19 protein-coding genes are annotated in these 19,595 nt (G+C 68.3%); 9 read left to right on the top strand and 10 right to left on the bottom strand.

Translation table 11 applies throughout. The features are described 5' to 3' along the window. Nucleotides 1-58: 58 nt before the first annotated feature. Nucleotides 59-442 (top strand): cold-shock protein, encoded by a 384-nt coding sequence (locus tag AB0F43_RS34485; RefSeq protein WP_360486751.1) that lies wholly within the window; start codon nucleotides 59-61, stop codon nucleotides 440-442. Between the two features lie 18 nt (nucleotides 443-460). Here the strand turns inward: AB0F43_RS34485 and AB0F43_RS34480 are convergent, their stop codons facing one another. Next, entirely contained in the window at nucleotides 461-1,195 is a 735-nt protein-coding gene (locus AB0F43_RS34480; protein WP_360486748.1) for a TetR/AcrR family transcriptional regulator, read from the bottom strand. A 98-nt stretch (nucleotides 1,196-1,293) separates the two neighbouring features. Here AB0F43_RS34480 and AB0F43_RS34475 point away from each other — a divergent pair, with 98 nt between their 5' ends. Then, nucleotides 1,294-2,835 (top strand): MFS transporter, encoded by a 1,542-nt coding sequence (locus AB0F43_RS34475; RefSeq protein WP_360486745.1) that lies wholly within the window; start codon nucleotides 1,294-1,296, stop codon nucleotides 2,833-2,835. Between the two features lie 50 nt (nucleotides 2,836-2,885). Here the strand turns inward: AB0F43_RS34475 and AB0F43_RS34470 are convergent, their stop codons facing one another. Next, nucleotides 2,886-4,715, bottom strand: coding sequence for an MFS transporter (locus AB0F43_RS34470; protein ID WP_360486742.1), 1,830 nt, complete (start codon nucleotides 4,713-4,715; stop codon nucleotides 2,886-2,888). A gap of 84 nt (nucleotides 4,716-4,799) precedes the next feature. Between AB0F43_RS34470 and AB0F43_RS34465 the strand changes: the two genes are divergently transcribed. Next, nucleotides 4,800-5,642, top strand: coding sequence for a DUF3027 domain-containing protein (locus tag AB0F43_RS34465; protein WP_360486739.1), 843 nt, complete (start codon nucleotides 4,800-4,802; stop codon nucleotides 5,640-5,642). A 119-nt stretch (nucleotides 5,643-5,761) separates the two neighbouring features. After that, nucleotides 5,762-7,684, top strand: coding sequence for a hypothetical protein (locus AB0F43_RS34460; RefSeq protein ID WP_360486736.1), 1,923 nt, complete (start codon nucleotides 5,762-5,764; stop codon nucleotides 7,682-7,684). Nucleotides 7,685-7,776: 92 nt separating this feature from the next. On the opposite strand, the gene AB0F43_RS34455 is transcribed toward AB0F43_RS34460, so the two are convergent. After that, nucleotides 7,777-8,088, bottom strand: coding sequence for a DUF2530 domain-containing protein (locus AB0F43_RS34455; RefSeq protein WP_360486733.1), 312 nt, complete (start codon nucleotides 8,086-8,088; stop codon nucleotides 7,777-7,779). Nucleotides 8,089-8,168: 80 nt separating this feature from the next. Here AB0F43_RS34455 and AB0F43_RS34450 point away from each other — a divergent pair, with 80 nt between their 5' ends. Next, a complete protein-coding gene (locus tag AB0F43_RS34450) occupies nucleotides 8,169-9,641 on the top strand; it encodes an NCS2 family permease (RefSeq protein WP_360486730.1) in 1,473 nt (490 codons plus the stop codon). Here the strand turns inward: AB0F43_RS34450 and AB0F43_RS34445 are convergent. Continuing rightward, nucleotides 9,602-10,714, bottom strand: a complete 1,113-nt coding sequence (locus AB0F43_RS34445) for a hypothetical protein (RefSeq protein WP_360486728.1) — start codon at nucleotides 10,712-10,714, stop codon at nucleotides 9,602-9,604. The genes AB0F43_RS34450 and AB0F43_RS34445 overlap by 40 nt on opposite strands. A 199-nt stretch (nucleotides 10,715-10,913) precedes the next feature. On the opposite strand from AB0F43_RS34445, the gene AB0F43_RS34440 reads away from it, so the two are divergent. Together AB0F43_RS34440 and AB0F43_RS34435 are read left to right on the top strand one after the other, a co-directional pair. Then, the gene (locus AB0F43_RS34440) at nucleotides 10,914-11,363 is read left to right on the top strand and encodes a MarR family transcriptional regulator (RefSeq protein WP_360486725.1); all 450 of its coding nucleotides are present in this window, start codon (nucleotides 10,914-10,916) and stop codon (nucleotides 11,361-11,363) included. Then, the gene (locus AB0F43_RS34435) at nucleotides 11,360-12,736 is read left to right on the top strand and encodes an MFS transporter (protein ID WP_360486722.1); all 1,377 of its coding nucleotides are present in this window, start codon (nucleotides 11,360-11,362) and stop codon (nucleotides 12,734-12,736) included. Before AB0F43_RS34440 ends, AB0F43_RS34435 begins: the two co-directional genes overlap by 4 nt. A 7-nt stretch (nucleotides 12,737-12,743) precedes the next feature. Here the strand turns inward: AB0F43_RS34435 and AB0F43_RS34430 are convergent, their stop codons facing one another. Continuing rightward, nucleotides 12,744-12,923, bottom strand: a complete 180-nt coding sequence (locus AB0F43_RS34430) for a hypothetical protein (RefSeq protein ID WP_360486719.1) — start codon at nucleotides 12,921-12,923, stop codon at nucleotides 12,744-12,746. Nucleotides 12,924-13,003: 80 nt separating this feature from the next. Between AB0F43_RS34430 and AB0F43_RS34425 the strand changes: the two genes are divergently transcribed. Next, complete coding sequence (locus tag AB0F43_RS34425; RefSeq protein WP_360486716.1) at nucleotides 13,004-14,407, top strand: mycothione reductase; 1,404 nt, start codon at nucleotides 13,004-13,006, stop codon at nucleotides 14,405-14,407. Here the strand turns inward: AB0F43_RS34425 and AB0F43_RS34420 are convergent. Beyond that, nucleotides 14,390-15,844: an LLM class flavin-dependent oxidoreductase gene (locus tag AB0F43_RS34420; protein WP_360486713.1), complete on the bottom strand. Its 1,455-nt coding sequence runs from the start codon at nucleotides 15,842-15,844 to the stop codon at nucleotides 14,390-14,392. The genes AB0F43_RS34425 and AB0F43_RS34420 overlap by 18 nt on opposite strands. A gap of 33 nt (nucleotides 15,845-15,877) precedes the next feature. Between AB0F43_RS34420 and thpR the strand changes: the two genes are divergently transcribed. After that, nucleotides 15,878-16,441 (top strand): RNA 2',3'-cyclic phosphodiesterase, encoded by a 564-nt coding sequence (gene thpR / locus AB0F43_RS34415; RefSeq protein ID WP_360486710.1) that lies wholly within the window; start codon nucleotides 15,878-15,880, stop codon nucleotides 16,439-16,441. Here thpR and AB0F43_RS34410 read toward each other — a convergent pair. The 4 genes from AB0F43_RS34410 to AB0F43_RS34395 form a co-directional block, all read right to left on the bottom strand. Then, the gene (locus tag AB0F43_RS34410) at nucleotides 16,438-17,031 is read right to left on the bottom strand and encodes a DUF2867 domain-containing protein (RefSeq protein WP_360486707.1); all 594 of its coding nucleotides are present in this window, start codon (nucleotides 17,029-17,031) and stop codon (nucleotides 16,438-16,440) included. The two genes, thpR and AB0F43_RS34410, sit on opposite strands and share 4 nt — an antisense overlap. Next, complete coding sequence (locus tag AB0F43_RS34405) at nucleotides 17,028-17,624, bottom strand: TetR/AcrR family transcriptional regulator (protein ID WP_360486704.1); 597 nt, start codon at nucleotides 17,622-17,624, stop codon at nucleotides 17,028-17,030. Before AB0F43_RS34405 ends, AB0F43_RS34410 begins: the two co-directional genes overlap by 4 nt. 120 nt (nucleotides 17,625-17,744) lie before the next feature. Then, the gene (locus tag AB0F43_RS34400) at nucleotides 17,745-18,584 is read right to left on the bottom strand and encodes a carbohydrate ABC transporter permease (RefSeq protein WP_360486701.1); all 840 of its coding nucleotides are present in this window, start codon (nucleotides 18,582-18,584) and stop codon (nucleotides 17,745-17,747) included. After that, a complete protein-coding gene (locus tag AB0F43_RS34395) occupies nucleotides 18,577-19,545 on the bottom strand; it encodes a sugar ABC transporter permease (protein WP_360486698.1) in 969 nt (322 codons plus the stop codon). The genes AB0F43_RS34400 and AB0F43_RS34395 overlap by 8 nt, the downstream gene beginning before the upstream one ends. Nucleotides 19,546-19,595: the final 50 nt, after the last annotated feature.

Raw genomic sequence — 19,595 nt, 5'->3', positions numbered from 1 at the left:
CCCGCCCATCCTGTTCCGATGATTGACAGCACTGTCTTGATGACATAGAGGGGTTCCCGTGCCCGTTGGCAAGGTCAAGTGGTATGACTCCGAGAAGGGGTTCGGCTTCCTCAGCAAGGAGGAGGGCGGGGACGTCTACGTCCGCTCCGACGCGCTGCCCGCGGGTGTGACCAACCTCAAGCCAGGCCAGAAGGTCGAGTTCGGTGTCGTCGAGGGACGCCGCGGTGAGCAGGCGCTGCAGGTCCGGCTGATCGACCCGCCGCCGTCCGTGGCGAAGGCGATGCGGCCGAAGCCGGAGGAGATGCAGCTCGTCATCGAGGACCTGATCAAGCTGCTGGACAACCTCGGCGAGGGCTACCGCCGCGGCCGCCACCCCGACAACAAGGCCGCCCGCCAGGTCGCCACGGTTCTGCGCGGAGTCGCCGACAAGCTCGACATCTGACTCAATCCGGCCGGCCAGTCAGCTCTTACGATCGATCCGGGCCTGGATGCCGTCGAGCACGGTGTCCAGGCCGTCGTGGAATCCGCCGGCGTCGAAGTCCACGTCGAGATCCTCCACCGCGTCCGGCTGGTTCACCCCGGCCGCGATGGTGGGGAAGCGGTCCGGGGTCGCGAGCATCCGCAGCCGCTGGTTGTAGAGCCGGTCCGCCGCCTTGGCCTCGTCCCCGCCGGCCAGCTGGTTCGAGGTCAGCTGGACCGTGCCCCGGACGTAGATGTTCACCAGGATCATCGACGAGAGCCGGTCCTGCGGCGTGAGCGGCGTACCGTCGAACGCCTGCAACGCCGACTCCATCCAGGCCAGCTGGTGGGGTGACAACGGCGGCTCGGTGAGCGGGATCTGCAGGATCCACGGGTGCTTGCGCAGGCCGTCCCGGAAGGCCTCCGCCCAGGCGGTGATGCGCTCCCGCCAGCCCTGCTCGGGATCCGGTGCCGGCGGCTCGCCGAACGCGTAGTCGAGCATGACGACGTACAGGTCGTCCTTGGCGTCGACGTACCGGTAGAGCGACATCGTGGTGAAGCCGAGCTCGGCCGCCACTTTGCTCATCGAGACCGCGGCCAGCCCGCCGGTGTCGGCCAGCTTGATCGCGGCGCGGCCGATGTCGCTGAGGTGGAACGCGGGCTTCGGCCCCGGCCGGGCTGGTCCCTCGATCCCCCAGAGTCGCTGCAGCACCCGGGGCAGGTCCGTCTCGTCCATGGCCGCAGTCTATCTGTTTACAGCATAGACAGTCGTCGGCTATGGTCTGTGTACGGCGCACACAGTGTGCGTCGCACACAATCATCCGAGAGGTTGTCATGAGACCAGTTGTGACGAGTACGGCGGACCGAGCGGGCCGGAAGGAATGGATCGCGCTCGGCGTGCTCGCGCTGCCGCTGCTGCTGGTCTCGATGGACGTCTCGGTGCTCTACTTCGCGGTCCCGTTCATCAGCGCGGACCTGGGCGTGTCGGCGACCGAGCAGCTGTGGATCTTCGACATCTACGGGTTCGTGCTGGCCGGGTTGCTGATCACGATGGGCTCACTCGGCGACCGGATCGGGCGGCGCCGGCTGCTGCTGTTCGGTGCGTTCGCGTTCGGGCTGGCGTCGGTCGCGGCGGCGTACGCGCAGAACCCGGAGCAGCTCATCGCCGCCCGCGCGGTCCTCGGCATCGGCGGTGCGACGCTGATGCCGTCGACGCTGGCGCTGATCCGGAACCTGTTCCACGACCCGGCCCAGCGGTCCAAGGCGATCGCGTTCTGGAGCGCGGTGATGATGGGTGGGATCTCGCTCGGCCCGGTGCTCGGCGGGTTCCTGCTGGAGCACTTCTGGTGGGGCTCGGTGTTCCTGATCAACACACCCGCGATGGTCCTGCTGCTCGTGCTCGCGCCGATGCTGCTGCCGGAGTTCAAGGCACCAGACGCGGGCCGGTTCGACCTGATCGGCTCGGTGTTGTCGCTGGCCGCCGTACTGCCGGTGATCTGGGGGATCAAGGAACTCGCGGCGCACGGGCTGTCCGCGCTACCGGTGGTGGCGATCGCGGCCGGGGTGGTGCTCGGGATGCTGTTCGTGCAGCGGCAGCGGACAGCGGCGTACCCGATGATCGAGGTCGGGATGTTCCGCAGCCGGGCGTTCAGCGGCTCGCTCGCGGCCAACACGATCGGCATGCTGGCACTGGTCGGGAACGCCGTCTTCATGACGCAGTACCTGCAACTCGTGCTCGGCCTGAGCCCGTTCAAGGCGGCCCTGTGGGCACTCGCTCCGACGGTCTTCGTCGGCGGCGCCGCGCCGCTCGCCACGAGTCTGGCGCGGCAGGTCGACCGGGCGTACGTGATCGGCGGCGCCTTTGTCCTGGCGGCTTCCGGGTACGGCGTTCTGACCCAGGCGCATCCGGACTCGCCGCTCGCGGTCGTCCTGGTCGGCTCCGGACTGCTCGCGGCCGGTCTCGTCATGGTGATGTCCCTGGTCACCGAGGCCGTCGTCGGCTCAGTAGCCCCCGAACGCGCCGGCTCGGCCTCCGCCGTGATGGAGACCTGCAGCGAGTTCGGCGGCGCTCTCGGCATCGCCGTCCTCGGCTCCATCGGTACGGCGGCCTATCGCGCCGACCTCCCGTCAGACGCCGCGGCCCCCATCCGCGAAGGCCTCCCCGCCGCCACCGCCGCGGCTGCCCACCTACCGGCCGAAGTGGCCGCGACCGTGCTGGCCACCGCCCGCCACGCCTTCACCCACAGCATGAACGTCGTGGCCCTCGTCGGCGCCCTCCTGCTCCTGACCACAGCCGTCGCAGCCACCTTCACCCTCCGCCGCACCACGCCTGCCGAAGCCCCAGTCGAAACCGCCGACCCTCAGCCCGTCGCTTAGTCGCCGGCTGGCTGTGGAGCCGTTGCCGGGTAAAACAACCCGCCAGCGACCTACCGAGGTGGACGGCCGCCGCCCCGGCGGCGGTTGAAGAGGCCGCGGTCGCGTTCGACGGTCGGCTCCTCGGCCCAGGGGGCCTGTTCCTGGCGGGTCTCCTCGTCGTCCTCCGGCTGGCCGCTCCACCACCGGCCGGCCGGCTGCTCCGGGCGCTGGGCCTTGGGCTGGTCGTCGAACTTCAGCTCTACGGTCGGCTCGTCGTACCGGCGCCCGGTGCGCTCGCGGTTGGCGCGTTGCTCGGCCACGCTGGTGGCCAGGATCGTCCGGCTGGTGCTCGCGGGGCGTTCGGGTTCAGGAGCGGGGGAGCCGCCACTGGGTTTCGGCTTGAGTGGGCCCGCGGGTGGCCGGCTGGACGGCTTCATCCGTACGACGAGGAACACGACGACCAGCAATACCGCCGCCAGGAACCCGAAGCCGAGGCGGGGGATCAGCGGCAGCACGATCCCGCAGCCGCCGCCGATCACCCAGGACAGTTGCAGCACCGTCTCCGAGCGGGCGAACACCGACGTACGCACGGTCTCCGGCACGTCACGCTGGATCATCGCGTCCAGCGACAGCTTCCCGAGTGAGCTGCACAACCCGGCGATCAGGCCGAGTGCGATCAGGATCGGGAAGCCGTAGAACACCGCCACCAGGATCGCGATCGTGGCGTCGGCGAGCAGCACGACCAGCACCACGGCCTCGGGTTTACGGGCCTTGAGCAACGATCCGACCAGGGTGCCGAGGCTGTTGCCGAGACCGGCCGCCGCGATCACCGCACCCGCCGCGAGCGCGCCGTCGATCCCGCTGACCGGTTTGTCCCGCAACAGGAACGCCAGGTACATGGTCAGGAACCCGGACACGAACCGCAGCCCGAGGTTGCACCGGATCCCGCGCGCCACCGCCGCCGTGATCGACCGCCGTCGCACGTCGCGGCCCGCCGTACCGGTCATCTCCGCACCGGCCGGCGAATCCACCTTGCTGGGCAGCCGGATCGCCAGCACCAGGCCGACCGTGTAGACGAGCGCGGCCCAGCGCAGCGACCACTCCGGCCCGATCGCCGCGAACGCTCCCGCGATCCCCGCGCCGATGGTCGCACCCGCGACCCCGGCCAGCGAGATCCGCGAGTTCGCGGTGACGAGGGAGATCTCCTTCGGCAGCAGCCGCGGTACCGCGGAGGCCCGGGTCACGCCGTACGCCTTGGACGCGACCAGGCATCCCAGTGCGGCGGGATACAGCCAGGGTGAACCGCTGCCGGTCATCGAGGCGGCCAGGCTCCAGACGAGGAAGCCGCGCAGGCCGAGCGTCGCACCGATCGCCCACCGGCGGCCGTGCCGGAACCGGTCCAGGATCGGGCCGATCAGCGGCGCCATCAGCGCGAACGGCGCCATCGTCAGCAGCAGGAACAGGGCGACCCGGTCCCGGGCCTGTTCAGTCGGTACGGCGAAGAACACCGTCCCGGCCAGCGACACGGCGAACGCGGTGTCACCGGCCGCGTTCACCGCGCCCAGCTCGATCAGCCGGGACAGCCCCGACTCGCCGGCGCCCTGGGCGCTGGTCAGCCCACGGATCCGCCGGCCGGTCGCCCGGCCCACCTTCCCGCCGACCACGGCCGTCCTCCGCGAAGCCGCCGCAACCCCGCCGGCGCCCACCTTCGACGCCTGGCCGACCTTCTTGCTCGCGGTCCCGAACCTCTCCCGGGCGCCGCTGAGCCGCTCGCCGGCGCTCTTCCCGGCCGACTTGTCGCCGCGCTTGTCACTGTGCTTGTTTCCAGGCGTCCCGCCGGCCGGTTGCGCGCCGGGTGAACCAGGTGTCGCCTTCTGGTCCGCGGGGTCTGGGCTGTGCATGGAACCATCCTGCCTGCTGCGGGGGACAGACCGTAGTCACGGCGCGTTCCGAACATCCCCGCGGGCGTGCGAGAATGGGCGATTGTGACTCCCGTCAGAGCTCCGGAACCGGTTCGCGCCAAGGCCGACGCCATCTGTGTCGCGGCGGTCGAACCCGCCCGCGAGGCCGCGATCGCCGAGGCCGGCGCCGCGCAGGTCGGGGAGCACCTCGGTCACCTGGTCGAGGGCGAGCGCCTCGTCACGCACTACTTCGCCTCCACCCACCCCGGGTACCGCGGCTGGCGCTGGGCGGTCACGCTCACCCGCGCCTCCCGCGCGAAGACGGTCACCGTCAACGAGGTGGTCATGCTGCCCGGCGACGAGGCGATCGTCGCACCGGAGTGGGTGCCGTGGTCCGACCGGGTCCAGCCGGGCGACCTGCGTCCCGGCGACCTGTTCCCGACCCACCCGGGCGACCCGCGGCTCGAGCCCGGGTTCACCGACACCGGCGCGGACGACGAGGTCCTGGCGGTCGTGGAGGAGCTCGGCCTCGGCCGCGAGCGCGTGCTGTCGCAGTTCGGGCGGGGCGAAGCAGCCGAGCGCTGGTACGCCGGTGACTTCGGTCCGTCGGCGCCGATCGCCCAGGCCGTCCCGTACAAGTGCAACGCCTGCGGTTACTGGATCCGCCTGGCCGACAGCCTCGGCCAAGCGTTCGGCGTCTGCACCAACGAGATGGCTCCCGGCGAGGGCCGGGTCGTCGCCTACGACTACGGCTGCGGCGCCCATTCCGACGCCATCATCGACCTCCCCGATCAGCCCTCCACGGAACACGCCTTCGACACCACCGGGTACGACGACCTGCAACTGGCTGCCGCCGAAGCAGACGCCGTACAGACCGAGGTGGAAGCCGCCGCCGAGCCCGAGTCCGACGACGAAGTCGAAGCCTGACCTCTTCCACCAGCCGGCCGGGTGATCTTGCCGCCGCTGGCAGGTTGCTGTCAGTGCACCGCCTTTCGCAGCGAGTAATGGGACACTAGGCCGCTCTGCTCGAGAGGCCTGGAGGGTCGATGCGACGGCTGGTTGCGGTCGGTGCGGTTATAGTGAGTGTGATCGCGGGGGGACTGGTCGCGGCGACGCCGGCCAGTAGCGCCCCGCCGCCACCGCTCCGGCACCTGAATCCGGGTGGCCGGCCGGCTCTGGCCGAGCGGGTCCCGGTCAACGTGGTGTTCCTGGGCTACGACCCGAAGCGCGTCGACGTGTCCGCGTTCCGGCAGGGGCTGCCGACGAGCTACCAGCCGAAGGTGATGACCCGGCTGATGGCCGGGATCGACGAGCGGATCGGGATCAGCTACAGCTACGACTACCGGATCCGGTTCGCCGACCGCCGGTACCAGGACCGGTTCTTCGGTCAACTGGCCAAGCTCGCCAAGCCGGCGCAGGTCAGTTCGTTCCAGGCCGACTACAACGACCAGCAGAAGAACCGGCTGGACGTCACCGCCAACCACCACATCGACGCGCCGAGCGTCGAGAAGTGGCTGGCGAAGAACCCGCCGGCCGGAGTGGACACCCGCCGGAACACGGTCTTCCTGATCAACTGGCACGACCGCGCCGACTTCAAGTTCCACGTCTACACCAAGACCGACGAACCGGACCCGGACACCGGCTACAACTTCGGCACCGAACGGCAGAGCCGCAAGATCGTCGCGTGGGGTGGCACGACCGCGAAGGACGAGGAGAGCGGCCTCGGCAGCACCCACCGGATCTGGTTCCACGACCTGTCCGCCGGACCCGACGCGTCGACCGGCAGCTGGAACGTCGACGACGCGGACCTCGACGGCGACGACGTACCGGACTATCGCATCCCACCCGCCTGGGAGTACGCCGCCGGCGGGTACCGGGCACCGTCGGCGCTGCCCGGCGACCTGGCCAAGCTGATCCGCTACGTCGCCCTGCAGCTCCTCTTCACCAGTTCGCCGCTGTACCCGGCGGACCTGCCGGTGGACGGTCCCGCCAAGTCCATCGACCTGGACAGCAACACGTACGAGGGCTGGCCGGGTACCGATGCCAACAGCGAGTACATCAAGCCGCCGCTGGTCAAGGCCGAGCTGGGTGAGCTGCTGAAGCAGACCAAGCTGACGTACGACGACCAGGACCTGCCGTTCGACGGTGAGGCCAAGCGCTGCTACGACGAGTTCCTGAACAACAAGTCCTGCTACCCGGAGACCGGGCTGGAGCCGTTCGCGAACTTCTACCTGCAGAACAAGCGCGAACTCGCCCGGACCCAGGACGACCAGGGCAAGGTCGACTACGAGCTGCCGATCTTCAACTACGCGGTCGGCCCGGGCGTCGACGTCCCGGCACTGGGCTTCGCCGACAGCAACTACGTCGACGGCACCCAGAGCTTCGTGTTCAACTTCGCCTCACCTGACGTGGTCGAGTCCGGCTACGGGCTCAGCACCACGATCATCCACGAGGTCGGGCACCACATCGGCCTGGCGCACCCGCACGACGGCTACGACGGCGCGACCGGTGAGCTCTTCGCCCCGACCGGATCGACGTACTTCGCCTGGCTCGGCGACCAGTCGAACACGATGATGAGCTACATCGACCTCAACTGGGACTTCAGCCAGTTCGACCACGACAACCTGGACCGGTTCCGGACCGCCGCACTGAACCAGGCCGCGAACGACCTCGCCGCCCAAGCACTCGCCGCCCCTGGAGCGGTCCGCGCGTACGACGACCTGACCCTGGCCGACGTCTACCTCGGTCTGGCCGCGACCAATCTGCGCAACCACCAGTACGACGCGGCCCGCACCTGGGCGGCCAAGGCGTACGACGCCGTCGCCAAGGGAGCCCGCGACGCCGGCGTGGACGTCACCAAAGCCGAGACCGAGGCTCGGGAGAGGTCCCGCGCAACCCGGGCCGCAACCCCCGCCCACCCGAACGGCCTGTACGTCGACACCGAGCATGGCCCGCGCTCCCAGCCCTGATCACTCAGCTCACCGGGCGCGGTAAACCACCGCGCCCGGAGACTCCACGGTCAGGTCAGCGTCGGGCGCGGCGGGCGCGGCTGAGACACCGCCTAGTCTTCGACTTCGCTGCGGTGGCCGGCCTGGATGGCGGCCCAGCGGCGGCGGCAGTACCAGAGGCCGATCAGGCCGAGGCCGACACCGGCGACGGTGACCCACAGCCACCACTCGAGGCCTTCCTTCTTCAGCTCGCCGCGGAAGATCAGGACGACGACGAACGCGACCGCCCAGGCGATGATCCCGGTGATCACGCTGGGGATGCCGGACAGGTCGAGTGGCTTGACCTCGGCGTGCACCAGCTCGCCGCGGGCCAGCTGGCTGGTCGGGTCGTTGCGCTTCTTTTGCGCGGGCTGCTCGTCTGCCACGCCCCCACCTTAGTCCCCGACTTTCCACAGGTTTTCGTCAGTGCTCGCAACCTGTGGGTGAGACCTGGCACGATTCCGCCATGAGCTCGCCCCAAGCCGACACCGCCAGGGACCGGTCCAACTTCATGGACTCGTTCTTCAAGATCAGCCAGCGTGGTTCCACCGTCAGCCGGGAGATCCGCGGCGGTGTGGTCACGTTCTTCACGATGGCCTACATCGTGGTGCTGAACCCGCTCATCATCGGCACCGTCAAGGACAGCACCGGCCAGTTCGTCGGCGGCGGGACCGATCCGGCCGCGTCGATCGCCAAGATCGCCGTCGCCACCGCACTGGTGGCCGGCGTGGTCACCATCCTGATGGGCCTGGTGGCGAACTTCCCGCTCGCACTGGCGACCGGTCTCGGCCTGAACGCGTTCGTCGCGTTCTCGATCGCGACCAAGATGACCTGGGCGGACGCGATGGGCCTGGTGGTGCTGGAGGGCCTCATCATCTTGATCCTGGTGCTGACCGGGTTCCGCAGAGCGGTCTTCGAGGCGGTCCCGGTCCAGCTGAAGGTGGCGATCAGTGTCGGGATCGGCCTGTTCATCGCGTTCATCGGGGTGATCGACGCGGGGTTCGTCCGGCGTCCGTCCGCGCTGACAGGCCCGCCGGTCGAGCTCGGTGTCGGCGGCAACCTGCGCGGCTGGCCGGTGCTGGTGTTCGTGATCGGCCTGATCCTGATCATCACGCTGTACGCGCTCCGGGTGAAGGGCGCCATCCTGATCGGCATCCTGGTCGCCACCATCCTGGCGATCGTGGTCGAGTCGATCGCGAACATCGGCGCCCGGACCACCGAGAACCCGGGCGGCTGGGGCCTGAGCGTGCCGAAGCTGCCGGACGACTGGTTCAACAAGCCGAACCTGGACACCCTCGGTGAGTTCAGCCTGTTCGGGTCGTTCGAGAAGATCGGCGTGGTGTCCGCGCTGCTGCTGATCTTCACGCTGATGCTGGCCGACTTCTTCGACACGATGGGCACGATGACCGCGATCGGCGCCGAGGCGGGGCTGCTCGACGCCGACGGCAACCCGCCGAACGCGCAGCGCATCCTGATCGTCGACTCACTCGCGGCCGCCGCCGGTGGCGCCGCGTCGGTGTCGAGCAACACGTCGTACATCGAATCCGCGTCGGGTGTCGGTGAGGGGGCCCGGACCGGGCTGGCCAGTGTGGTGACCGGGATCTGCTTCCTGATCTCGATGGTGGTCGCGCCGCTGGTCACGCTGGTGCCGTACGAGGCGGCCACGCCCGCGCTGATCCTGGTCGGGTTCCTGATGATGACGCAGGTGAAGGGGATCGACTTCGATGATCTCGAGGTCGCGTTCCCGGCCTTCCTGACCATCATCCTGATGCCGTTCACGTACTCGATCACGGCCGGTATCGGCGCCGGCTTCGTCTCCTACGTCGTGCTCAAACTCGTCCGCGGCAAGGCCCGCCAGGTCCACCCGCTGATGTGGGTCGTCTCGCTGCTGTTCGTCATCTACTTCGCCATCGGCCCACTCGGCGACTGGCTCACATAGGCCGTGGCCGCGCGCAACTGGAGGTACTCGGCGCGGGCGGTGAACAGGTCGCGGAGCTCGGCGGTGATGGTGTCGAGGAACTCCTCGCGGTACGACGAGTCGGTCAGCAGCGCGATCGAGTAGTACAGGCCGGTGAAGTTCGCGATGCCGACGGCGACCTTCACCAGGCCGGCGCTGATCACCATCGGGTGGCCGAGCAGTTGTACGTCGTACGCCCAGCCGCCCGGGTCGATGTCCCAGGTCTCGTAGATGTGCCGGTTGATCGCGAGCATGCCGAAGGCGACGAAGAACAGGCCGACGCCGCTGCTGACCACCAGGGTCTGCACCCATTGCCGGATCACCAGACTGACGCTGAGGTTCAGCCGCTGCAGCCGGCGCAGCGGCGGGCCCGAGTCGGCGTCCCGCTCGATCGCGTCCAGCTCCTTCGGCAGCCGCACCATCAGGAACAGTGTGCTGAGCAGGGTGAAGGCGGCCACCGAGAACAGGATGAACTCGACCGGCATCCCGGTGAACACCTGCCACATCTCGGTGTTGATGAACAGGACCAGCGAGAACACCAGCAGCAGCGGCAGCGCCCGGACCATGCTGGCGATCGAGTCGGCCAGGTCCCCCGCGAGCCGGCGCAGGCTCCAGTACATCGTCGCGATCAAGCCGTAGCCGACCACGACGTACACCACGCCGACGAGCAGCAGGTTGCCGAAGGCAACGCCGAAGAACTGCCGGAACTGGCCCTGGCTGACCACCGGAAGCAGGGCCGGTAGCAGTACGAACACGGCCAGTTCCGGGATGCCGAAGCGGGTCGGCAGCGACCAGAACCGGCGGCCGCGGAGCCCGTTGAGTACGCCGAAGCCGCCGACCAGGACCGCCAGCGCGATGAACGCGGCCAGCACGTTCTTCCAGGTCGGCCAGTTCAGCGAGGTGGCGCCGAGAATCTCGGCCAGGAACACCAGCACCAGCAGCGGGGTGGCCCGGGTGAAGATGTCGTGCGTCGGCGAAAGGTCCTCGATCAGCAGCGGCAGCCCGGCCCGCCGGAACCGCTGTTCGTACCGCTCCAGCTCAGCAGGTGTCCCCATGGGGGCGAACCCTAGTACGTCGCCAACCCCCAACCGCGGTGGTCATCCCCTCGGATGGGGGGTTGCCCACTCAGAATCCGAGTGGGCAACCTCCCAGCTCAATGGGCAACCTCGAGCCCGGGGCGGGCGTTCATCGGGGGAATACCGGCGGAGCGGTAGGCGTTTTCTTTAGCAAAGGTAATGAGTTAAGCTAACGAACATGCCCGAAGTCGTAGCCCAGCAGGTGAAGAGTGACGTCGGGCTGGCGAGTGCCCTGAGGTCGTCAACGCTCCGGCTGTCCCGGCAGCTCCGGCGGCAGCGTGAGCCCGGTCACGACCTCACCGCCAACCAGCTCAGCGTGCTCGGCGCGCTGGCCAAGCACGACGCGATGACGATCGGCGAGCTGGCCGCGCACGAGCAGGTCAAGCCGCCGTCGATGACGCGGATCGTGTCGAACATGGAGGAGGCGGGCCTGGTCGCCCGCCGGCCCCATCCGACCGACCGGCGCCAGATCGTGGTCGAGCTGACCGCCGCCGCGGACGACCTGATCTTGGCCAACCGCCGGCGCCGCGACGAGTGGCTGCAGACCAAACTGAAGCAACTGACCCCCGAGGAGCGCGACATCCTGCGCAAGGCAGCCCCTGTTCTCGAACGCCTGGCGGCCACATGAGTCCGACCTTCCGCGCGTTCAAAGTCCGTAACTTCCGTCTCTACGCCTCCGGCGCGATCGTCTCGAACGTCGGCACCTGGATGCAGCGCGTCGCCCAGGACTGGCTGGTCCTGGAGCTGACCCACTCCGGTACGGCGCTCGGCATCGTGACCGGACTGCAGTTCCTGCCCGCCCTTCTGCTCGGTCCGTACGCCGGACTGGTCGCCGACCGGTTCCCGAAGCGCCGGGTGCTGACCTGCACCCAGATCGCGATGGGCACGGTGGCCCTGCTGCTCGGTGGGCTGACCGTCTCCGGCCTGGTCGAGCCCTGGCACGTGTACCTGCTGGCCCTGCTGTTCGGTGTCGGTACGGCGTTCGACGCCCCGGCCCGGCAGGCGTTCGTGGTCGAGATGGTCGGCCGGGACGAGCTGGCCAACGCGGTCGGGCTGAACTCCGCCTCCTTCAACGCCGCGCGGCTGCTCGGCCCGGCGCTGGCCGGTCTGCTGATCCACTGGATCGGCACCGGCCCGGTGATCATGATCAACGGCCTCAGCTACGCCGCGGTGATCCTGTCGCTGCGGTTGATGCGGGTCGGCGAGTTGCACACGCCGAAGGTCGCGGCCCGGGACAAGGGCATGATCCGCGACGGGATGCGCTACCTGTGGCGTCGGCCGGATCTGATGATGGTGCTGGTCACCGTGTTCTTCGCCGGCACGTTCGGGCTGAACTTCCAGCTGACGTCGGCGCTGATGGCGACCCAGGTGTTCCACAAGGGCGCGGGGGAGTACGGCATCCTCGGCTCGATTCTGGCGATCGGCTCGCTGTCCGGCGCCCTGCTGGCCGCCCGCCGGGTCCGGATCCGCGCGCGCCTGGTGATCGGCGCGGCCCTGGCCTTCGGGGTGATGGCACTGGTCAGCGGCCTGATGCCGACGTACCTGACCTATGCGCTGGTGCTGCCGCTGGTCGGCCTGACCTCGCTGACCATGCTCACCGCGGCGAACGCGACCATGCAGCTGAGCATCGAGCCGACCATGCGCGGCCGGGTGATGGCGCTCTACATGACCGTCCTGATGGGCGGTACGCCGATCGGGTCGCCGCTGATCGGCTGGGTCGGCCAGACCTTCGGCCCCCGCTGGTCGCTGATCGTCGGCGGTGGGCTGACCGTCCTCGGCACGGTCGGCTCGGTGCTGTACTTCTCGCGCCGCCGCGGCTTGTCCATCCGGCCCCGGCTGCTCCCGCGCCCACGGCTCGAGGTGCTCCCGCAGACCGAGCTTCTCGGCGAGAAGGCCGCTGTGGACGCGGCTCCACGGCCTGAAGCCGTGACGATCGAGCCACGGAACGCTGACGTCGTGACGGTCGAGCCCTCAAAGGACCGCGGACCCAGAGTCGCCTAGGCCGAGGCTAGGGGCGGATCCGGGTCAGCAGCCGGGCGGCGAAGAACAGTACGTCGACGTCTATCCGCTGCGAGGCCTCGACCGGAACAGTGCGCTCACTCAGCCTCGTGCGCAGCGATCTGGTGAGTTTCGCAGTCCGGCTTCGGAGGCGTCGTACCGAATCCGCAGCGTCCCGAAACCGTCCCACGTGAGCGTCCCGTTGCTGCTCACCAACTCACTGCCTGACATCGTCCCCATGATCCCGGACCGACGGGTCCAGAATGGGGTGTGACTCATTACGACTTGGTGATCATCGGGACCGGCTCGGGAAACACGATCGTGAACCGGCGGTTCGCGGACTGGAAGGTGGCGATCGTCGAGCGCGGCACCTTCGGCGGGACCTGCCTGAACGTGGGTTGCATCCCGACCAAGATGTTCGTGCACACCGCCGACCTGGCCGCCGTGCCCTCGGTGAGCTCCCGGTACGGCGTCGACACCGAGCTGACCGGGGTCCGCTGGCGGGCCGTCCGGGACCGGATCTTCGGCCGGATCGACCCGATTGCCGCAGGTGGTTCGGAGTACCGGCATCACCACGCCGACAACGCCAACCTCACCGTGTACGACGGCACCGGCCGCTTCACCGGCGTCAAGGAGCTGACCGTGGACAGCAAGGACGGCAGCACCAGTGTGCTCACCGCCGATCAGTTCGTGCTCGCGACCGGCAGCCGGCCGATCGTGCCGTTCGTCCCCGGTCTGGATGAGGTCGGATACCACACCTCGAACACGATCATGCGGATCGATGAGCTGCCGCGCCGGCTCGGCATCATCGGCAGCGGGTTCGTCGCTGCCGAGTTCGCGCACGTGTTCTCGTCGTACGGGGTCGAGGTCACGCTGATCGCCCGGTCGGGGCTGCTGATGCGGCACGAGGACACCGAGATCGCCGAGCGCTTCACCGAGATCGCCCAGGCGAAGTACGACGTACGCCTGCACCACGACACCGTCAGTGCGAAGCGGCGCGAGGACGGCTCGATCGCGCTCGAGATGCTCAGCCCGCAGGGTGTCGACGAGCTCGTGGTCGACGAGGTCCTGGTCGCGGTCGGCCGTACGCCGAACTCGGACACGCTGAACCTGGAGGCCACCGGTGTCGAGGTGGACGCCGAAGGACGCGTGGTCGTGGACGAGTACCAGCAGACCACTGTCGACGGCATCTACGCGTTGGGTGACGTCACCTCACCACACCAGTTGAAGCATGTCGCGAACCATGAGGCACGCGTGGTGAAGCACAACCTGCTCAACGGCACCGACCGGATCACGTCCGACCACCGCTTCGTCCCGCACGCCGTCTTCAGCTCACCGCAGGTCGCCGCCGTCGGCCTCACCGAGGAGCAGGCCCGGGACCGCGGAATCCCTTATGTCGTGGGGCGTCAGCAGTACGCCGACATCGCCTACGGCTGGGCGATGGAGGACACCACCGGCTTCGCCAAGATCCTCGCCGATCCGGAGACCGGTCGGATCATCGGCTGCCACATCATCGGCCCGCAGGCCTCCTCGGTGATCCAGCCGGTGATCCAGGCGATGAGCTTCGGCCTGGACGCCTACTTGATGGCCCGCGACCAGTACTGGATCCACCCCGCCATGTCCGAGCTGATCGAGAACGCCCTGCTCAAGCTGGACCTACCGGCGAAAAGCTGAGATCACCTCGGCGACAGTCTCGACTGTGTCGAGCGAGGGCAGGCTGATCATCACCTCGGCGACCCCGGCTTCGGACAGTTCGCGGAAGCGGCCGATCTGGTCGGCGACGGTGCCGGCGTTGACGGAGGCGGCGTAGCGGGCCGGATCCTGGTTGCGCGGGCGCAGACGAGACACCAGTTCGTCCACAGCCCGATGATCCTTACCCACAAGGGTTGTGGACAGATGCGTGAGCTCGACCGGGCGACCCAGCTCGCGGACAAAGTCCGCATGTTTGCGCACGGTCCCGACATCACCGAAGACGTTCACGGCGTCGGCGTACCTCGCGGCCAAACGCAGTGTCCGGCGACCGCTTCCGCCGACCAGCAAGGGCAAACGCTCCTGCAGCGGTCGCGGGTAACACGTCGTGTCCGGTACGTCGAGCACCGCGCCGTGGAACGGTTTGTTGCCTGGTCCCCATAAAACTGGCAGGAGCTGCAGCGCGTCCTCGAGCAGCGCGTACCGCTCGGCGACCGGCGGGAACGTCCACCCGTAAGCCTTGTGCTCCTGCTCGAACCACGCCAGCCCGACCCCGCAGACCGCACGCCCTCCACTCAGTACGTCGAGAGTCGCGGCGATCTTCCCGAGATGCGCGACGTTGCGGTACGTGATCCCGGAGACCAGTGTCCCCAGCCGCACTCGCGACGTACACGCGGCCAGGTACCCCAGCGTGGTCCAGCTCTCCAGGAAGTCCTCCCAGGCCCGCCCCACCTGCGGAATCTGCCGGAAGTGGTCCATCACGTAGATCGCGTCGAAACCGGCCGCCTCAACCCGTCCGGCCACCTCGCGGACCCAGGCAGCAGTCCCTGCCCGCCCTTCCTTGTGCGTGTAGCTGCTCAACTGCAGCCCGAACCGCAACCGCGCCGGCGCCTCCTCCTGCCGCAGCGCCGCCGCTCCGGCATCCACGAACGCCGACGGTACGACGCGAACCACCGCCGGCTCGAGCACGTCGTCGTACCCCTCGGTCGGTAGCTCCTTCTTCACCGCAGTCCAGGACTTGAGCTGACTGCTCAGCGCGTCCGCGGGAATACTTTTCGGCCTCGAGCGGTTCCGTCGCCGGCACTCGGCGGCCGGGGTGTCGAAAGCCACCGCAACACAAGGCATTCCGGCGTCCCGGGCCAACGCCAGCCAGCGCAGCCGGCGCTCCCGATCGAGCCCGAGCGTGTCGATCACCGTCGTCAATCGCCGCCCGATCCGTTGCCGGACGACCTCTTCCAGCAACGCGAACGCGTCCGCACTGGCCGCGATGTCGTCCTCCCCGGCCCCCACCAGCGCCCGCAGCCGGTCACTCGACACGATCAGGTCCGCCGCGAACCGCTCCGCTGCCCACGTCGACTTCCCCGAGGCGCCCGGCCCGGCCAGGATCACCACACACGGCGACGGCAACTTCAGCTCATCCACAAAAGCAGTTTCGCGCACAGTTACGCTTTCTGGATGCGATTGTTCGTGGCCGTGGTGCCACCAGTAGAAGTAGTGGAGGATCTGAGCGAGTTCGTGGAGCCGCGGCGGGACCATCCGGATGACGACATCCGATGGGCCACGGACGAGCACTGGCACATCACGCTGGCCTTCCTGGGTGAAGTGCCGGACTGGAAGACGGAAGAGTTGGGCGAGCGGCTGGAGCGGGCCGCGAAGCGGCAGCAGCCGTTCGAGCTGCAACTCACCGGAGCAGGAGCCTTCCCGGGCGTCCCCGACGCGCGGGTGCTGTACGCCGGGGTGCGCGACGAGACCGAGTCGCTCAAGCACCTGGCGATGACGACCCGGGCAGCGGCGAACCGCGCCGGCGTCACCGTGGAAGGCAGGAAGTTCACCCCGCACGTGACCCTGGCCCGGCTGCGCCGTCCGATGGACGTGACCAAGTGGGTGCGGATCTTCGACACGTACGACGGCCCGCCCTGGACCGCGGCCACCGTGCGACTGATCGAGTCCCGCCTCGGCGAGGGCCCCGGCCGAAGTTCCGCCTACGCCACAGTGGGCGAATGGGACTTCTTAGGCTAGTCACCTCCGGAAACTGGCTGAGCTTCCCACTCCTTGGCGATCCCCTTGAGCAGGGGCGGATAGACGAAGAGATACCGGAACGGCAGGATCGCAGCCATGTAGAGACGGCCGAGGCGGCCGTTCGGTTTGACCAGGACGGCCATCTGGCCGCGATAGCCGCCGGTGCCGTCGGGCACCCAGGTCAGGTGCATGACGGCATGGCAGGTCTTGTTCGACATCTCGGCGGCGAACTCGTCCTTGGTCAGGAAGACCGAGCTGAACGGAAGCCGCTCGAACTCCGGCCCGGCCGGGCCTTCCCGCAGATCGGCGGGAAGCCGGTCGCGCAGGGTAGCTACCCGCTTTCCCACCTTCGCGTCGGGGTCGTCCCAGCCGAACCACTCACCGAGCTTCCACCGGATCGCGAACAGCGTCCGGGCGATCCATGACGGGTTGTCGCTGGTGTCGCCACCCGACATCAACCGCAGGAGCTTGGGAAAGTCGTCCGGCCCGCCGGGAGTCGGCAGCGCCCAGACGTCCTCGACGGTGAAGTCAGGGGCGATCTCGTGCATCCGCCACGGCGGATCGGTGTACGCCGACTTCGGAAGTTTCATCGTTCTCCTTCCAGCCCGAGCACACCAGCAACCGCCCGAACGGCATACCGCTCGTCATGCGGCACCAGCCCGGCAAGCGCGATCACTGTGCCTTCGAGCGCACCGACGAATGCGCCCGCAACAACTCCGGCCGGTGCCCCTGACCGGAGTGCCCCGGTCCGGCGACCAGCCTTGACCAGTCCGGCGACCAAAGCCACCAACTGCTCGTAGTTCTCCTCGATCTGGTTGCCGACCGGATGGTCCTGACCGGAGAACTCCAACCGCAACGCCACCGCCACCCGCGCGATGTCACGACGGCAGAACACCGCATGCCGGCGCGCCAGCGTCAGCAGAGCCGGCACCGGGTCGGACTCCGCGCGCACAGCCTCACCGACCTCCTGGTCCCAGGTCTCGATGACCCATTCGCGAACCGCGAGCGTGAGGTCCTCCTTGTTCTTGAACAGGTGGTAGAGAGCGCCGCGGGTGTAGCCGGCGTCCGCTGCCACCTGTTCGAGCTTGAGGTTGCCGTAGCCGTACCGGGACAGTCCCCGGGCGGCCGACTCGAGGATCGCCGCCCGGGTCCGGGCTCGTCTTTCGGCTTGCGTCGTACGCATGCTTCCTCCTGCTGCTGAAACCTACGTACATGAATGTATGTAAGTTGCCCGGCCGGGCGCAACGTGATGACGGCAACACAAAGGGGCCTCCCGGCTGGGAGGCCCCTTCGATGGAGTCGGCTACTTGACGGCGCCCGCGGTGACGCCGGCGACGAAGTGGCGTTGAGCGAGCAGGAAGCCGATGACGACCGGGATGCTGACGACCAGCGCCGCGGCCATGATCTGGTTCCAGTAGATGTTGGTCTGGGTGGAGTACTGGCGCAGACCCACCGACAACGTCCGGTTCGCCTCCGTCGTCATCACCGAGGCGAACAGCACCTCACCCCACGCGGTCATGAACGAGTAGATCGCGACCGCGATGACACCCGGCCGGGCCGCGGGCAGCACCACCCGGGCGAGTGCGCCCATCGGTCCGCACCCGTCCACCAGCGCGGCCTCGTCCAGCTCCCGCGGGATGCTGTCGAAGTACCCGGCCAGCATCCAGATCGAGAACGGCAGGCTGAACGTCAGGTAGGTGATGATCAGGCCCAGCCGGGTCCCGACCAGTTGCAGGCCGAACTGGTTGTTGATGTTCACGAAGATCAGGAACAGCGGCAGCAGGAACAGCACACCGGGGAACATCTGGGTCGACAGCACCGTGGTGGTGAACACGGTCCGGCCGCGGAACCGGAACCGCGACACCGCGAACGCGGCCAGGATCGCGATCGCGACCGAGAACACCGTCGCGACCACCGAGACGATCGTGCTGTTCACGAAGTACCGGGCCAGCGGCACCGTCTTCCACATGTCGACGAACGGCGCCAGGGTCAGGCTCGACGGCCACCAGGTGAAGGCACCCTGCACGTCCTTCAGCGGTTTCAGCGACGACGTGATCATCACGTACAGCGGGATCAGGACAAACAGGCCGAGTACGGCCAGGACCACACCCCGGTAGATCTTGAAGCCCCTGGTCTCACGCACGACGCGACCTCCTTCCGGTGACGATCAGATAGGCGCCGGTGACGATCATCAGGAAGATCAGCAGCAGCACGGACATCGCCGCACCGGTGCCGAAGTTCCAGGTCAGGAACGACGCGTTGTAGATGTGGAACGTGATCAGGTCACCCGCCGGCGGCTGCGCCGTACCGAACAGCACGTACGGGGTGTTGAAGTCGCTGAACGTCCACAGGAACAGCACCAGCACGAGCACCAGGTTGACCGGCCGCAGCGACGGCAGCGTGATGTTGCGCCACTGCCGCAGGTTGCCGGCCCCGTCCACCGACGCCGCCTCGTAGACGTCGCGCGGGATGCTCTGCAACCCGGCCATCAGGGTGAGGAACGCGAATGTCCACAGCTTCCACACCGCAACCGTGATCAGCGCTACCAACGCGTTCCCGCCGATCAACCAGAACGGCCGGTCCGAGGCGAGCCCGAGGTTGTCGACCAGGATGTGGTTCACGATGCCGGTGTCGCGCTGCAGCATGAAGTTCCAGGTCAGGATCCCGGCGTACGCCGGTAACGCGTAAGGCACCAGGAACAGGGTGCGGACCCAGCTGCGGCCGCGGAACGGCGGCTGCAGCGCGACCGCCGCGGCCATCCCGAGCGCCCAGGAGAGCGCGACCGTGACGAGCGAGAAGACGACGGTGATGCCGAAGGACTTCAGCAGCCCCTGACCGACGGCGTTGTCGAAGTCCACCACAACCTTGTAGTTGCCGAGCCCGGCCCAGGGCGCGGCGGACCAGTTCGCGATGTAGAACTTGGTCAGTTTGACGAAGCTCATCCAGATCCCGACCAGCATCGGGATGATGTGGATGAGCAGTTCCAGCAGCACTGCCGGAGCCAGCAGCAGGTAGGGGAGCCACCGGCTCAGACCGGGCCGGCGCTCCGGCCCCCGCATGGTCTTGGCGGCTTTCGCCGGGGCTTCCGTCGTGGCGACGGCCATCCTCTGTCGCCTCCTGTCCTTCGGATCGCGATGGGTCGGCTGACACGGAC

It is taken from the genome of Kribbella sp. NPDC023972 (genome assembly GCF_040639075.1).
Classification (GTDB): Bacteria; Actinomycetota; Actinomycetes; order Propionibacteriales; family Kribbellaceae; genus Kribbella.
Note: the sequence above shows the minus strand (reverse complement) of the source record. Positions and strands in the feature narration are given on the sequence as shown.

Coding starts and splice junctions, on each gene's coding strand:
- AB0F43_RS34450 (WP_360486730.1), top strand. CDS start 8,169: ATGAGCTCGCCCCAAGCCGACACCGCCAGGGACCGGTCCAACTTCATG.
- AB0F43_RS34405 (WP_360486704.1), bottom strand. CDS start 17,624: ATGCGTACGACGCAAGCCGAAAGACGAGCCCGGACCCGGGCGGCGATC.
- AB0F43_RS34410 (WP_360486707.1), bottom strand. CDS start 17,031: ATGAAACTTCCGAAGTCGGCGTACACCGATCCGCCGTGGCGGATGCAC.
- AB0F43_RS34460 (WP_360486736.1), top strand. CDS start 5,762: ATGCGACGGCTGGTTGCGGTCGGTGCGGTTATAGTGAGTGTGATCGCG.
- AB0F43_RS34440 (WP_360486725.1), top strand. CDS start 10,914: ATGCCCGAAGTCGTAGCCCAGCAGGTGAAGAGTGACGTCGGGCTGGCG.
- AB0F43_RS34435 (WP_360486722.1), top strand. CDS start 11,360: ATGAGTCCGACCTTCCGCGCGTTCAAAGTCCGTAACTTCCGTCTCTAC.
- AB0F43_RS34395 (WP_360486698.1), bottom strand. CDS start 19,545: ATGGCCGTCGCCACGACGGAAGCCCCGGCGAAAGCCGCCAAGACCATG.
- AB0F43_RS34475 (WP_360486745.1), top strand. CDS start 1,294: ATGAGACCAGTTGTGACGAGTACGGCGGACCGAGCGGGCCGGAAGGAA.
- thpR (WP_360486710.1), top strand. CDS start 15,878: ATGCGATTGTTCGTGGCCGTGGTGCCACCAGTAGAAGTAGTGGAGGAT.
- AB0F43_RS34470 (WP_360486742.1), bottom strand. CDS start 4,715: ATGCACAGCCCAGACCCCGCGGACCAGAAGGCGACACCTGGTTCACCC.
- AB0F43_RS34480 (WP_360486748.1), bottom strand. CDS start 1,195: ATGGACGAGACGGACCTGCCCCGGGTGCTGCAGCGACTCTGGGGGATC.
- AB0F43_RS34445 (WP_360486728.1), bottom strand. CDS start 10,714: ATGGGGACACCTGCTGAGCTGGAGCGGTACGAACAGCGGTTCCGGCGG.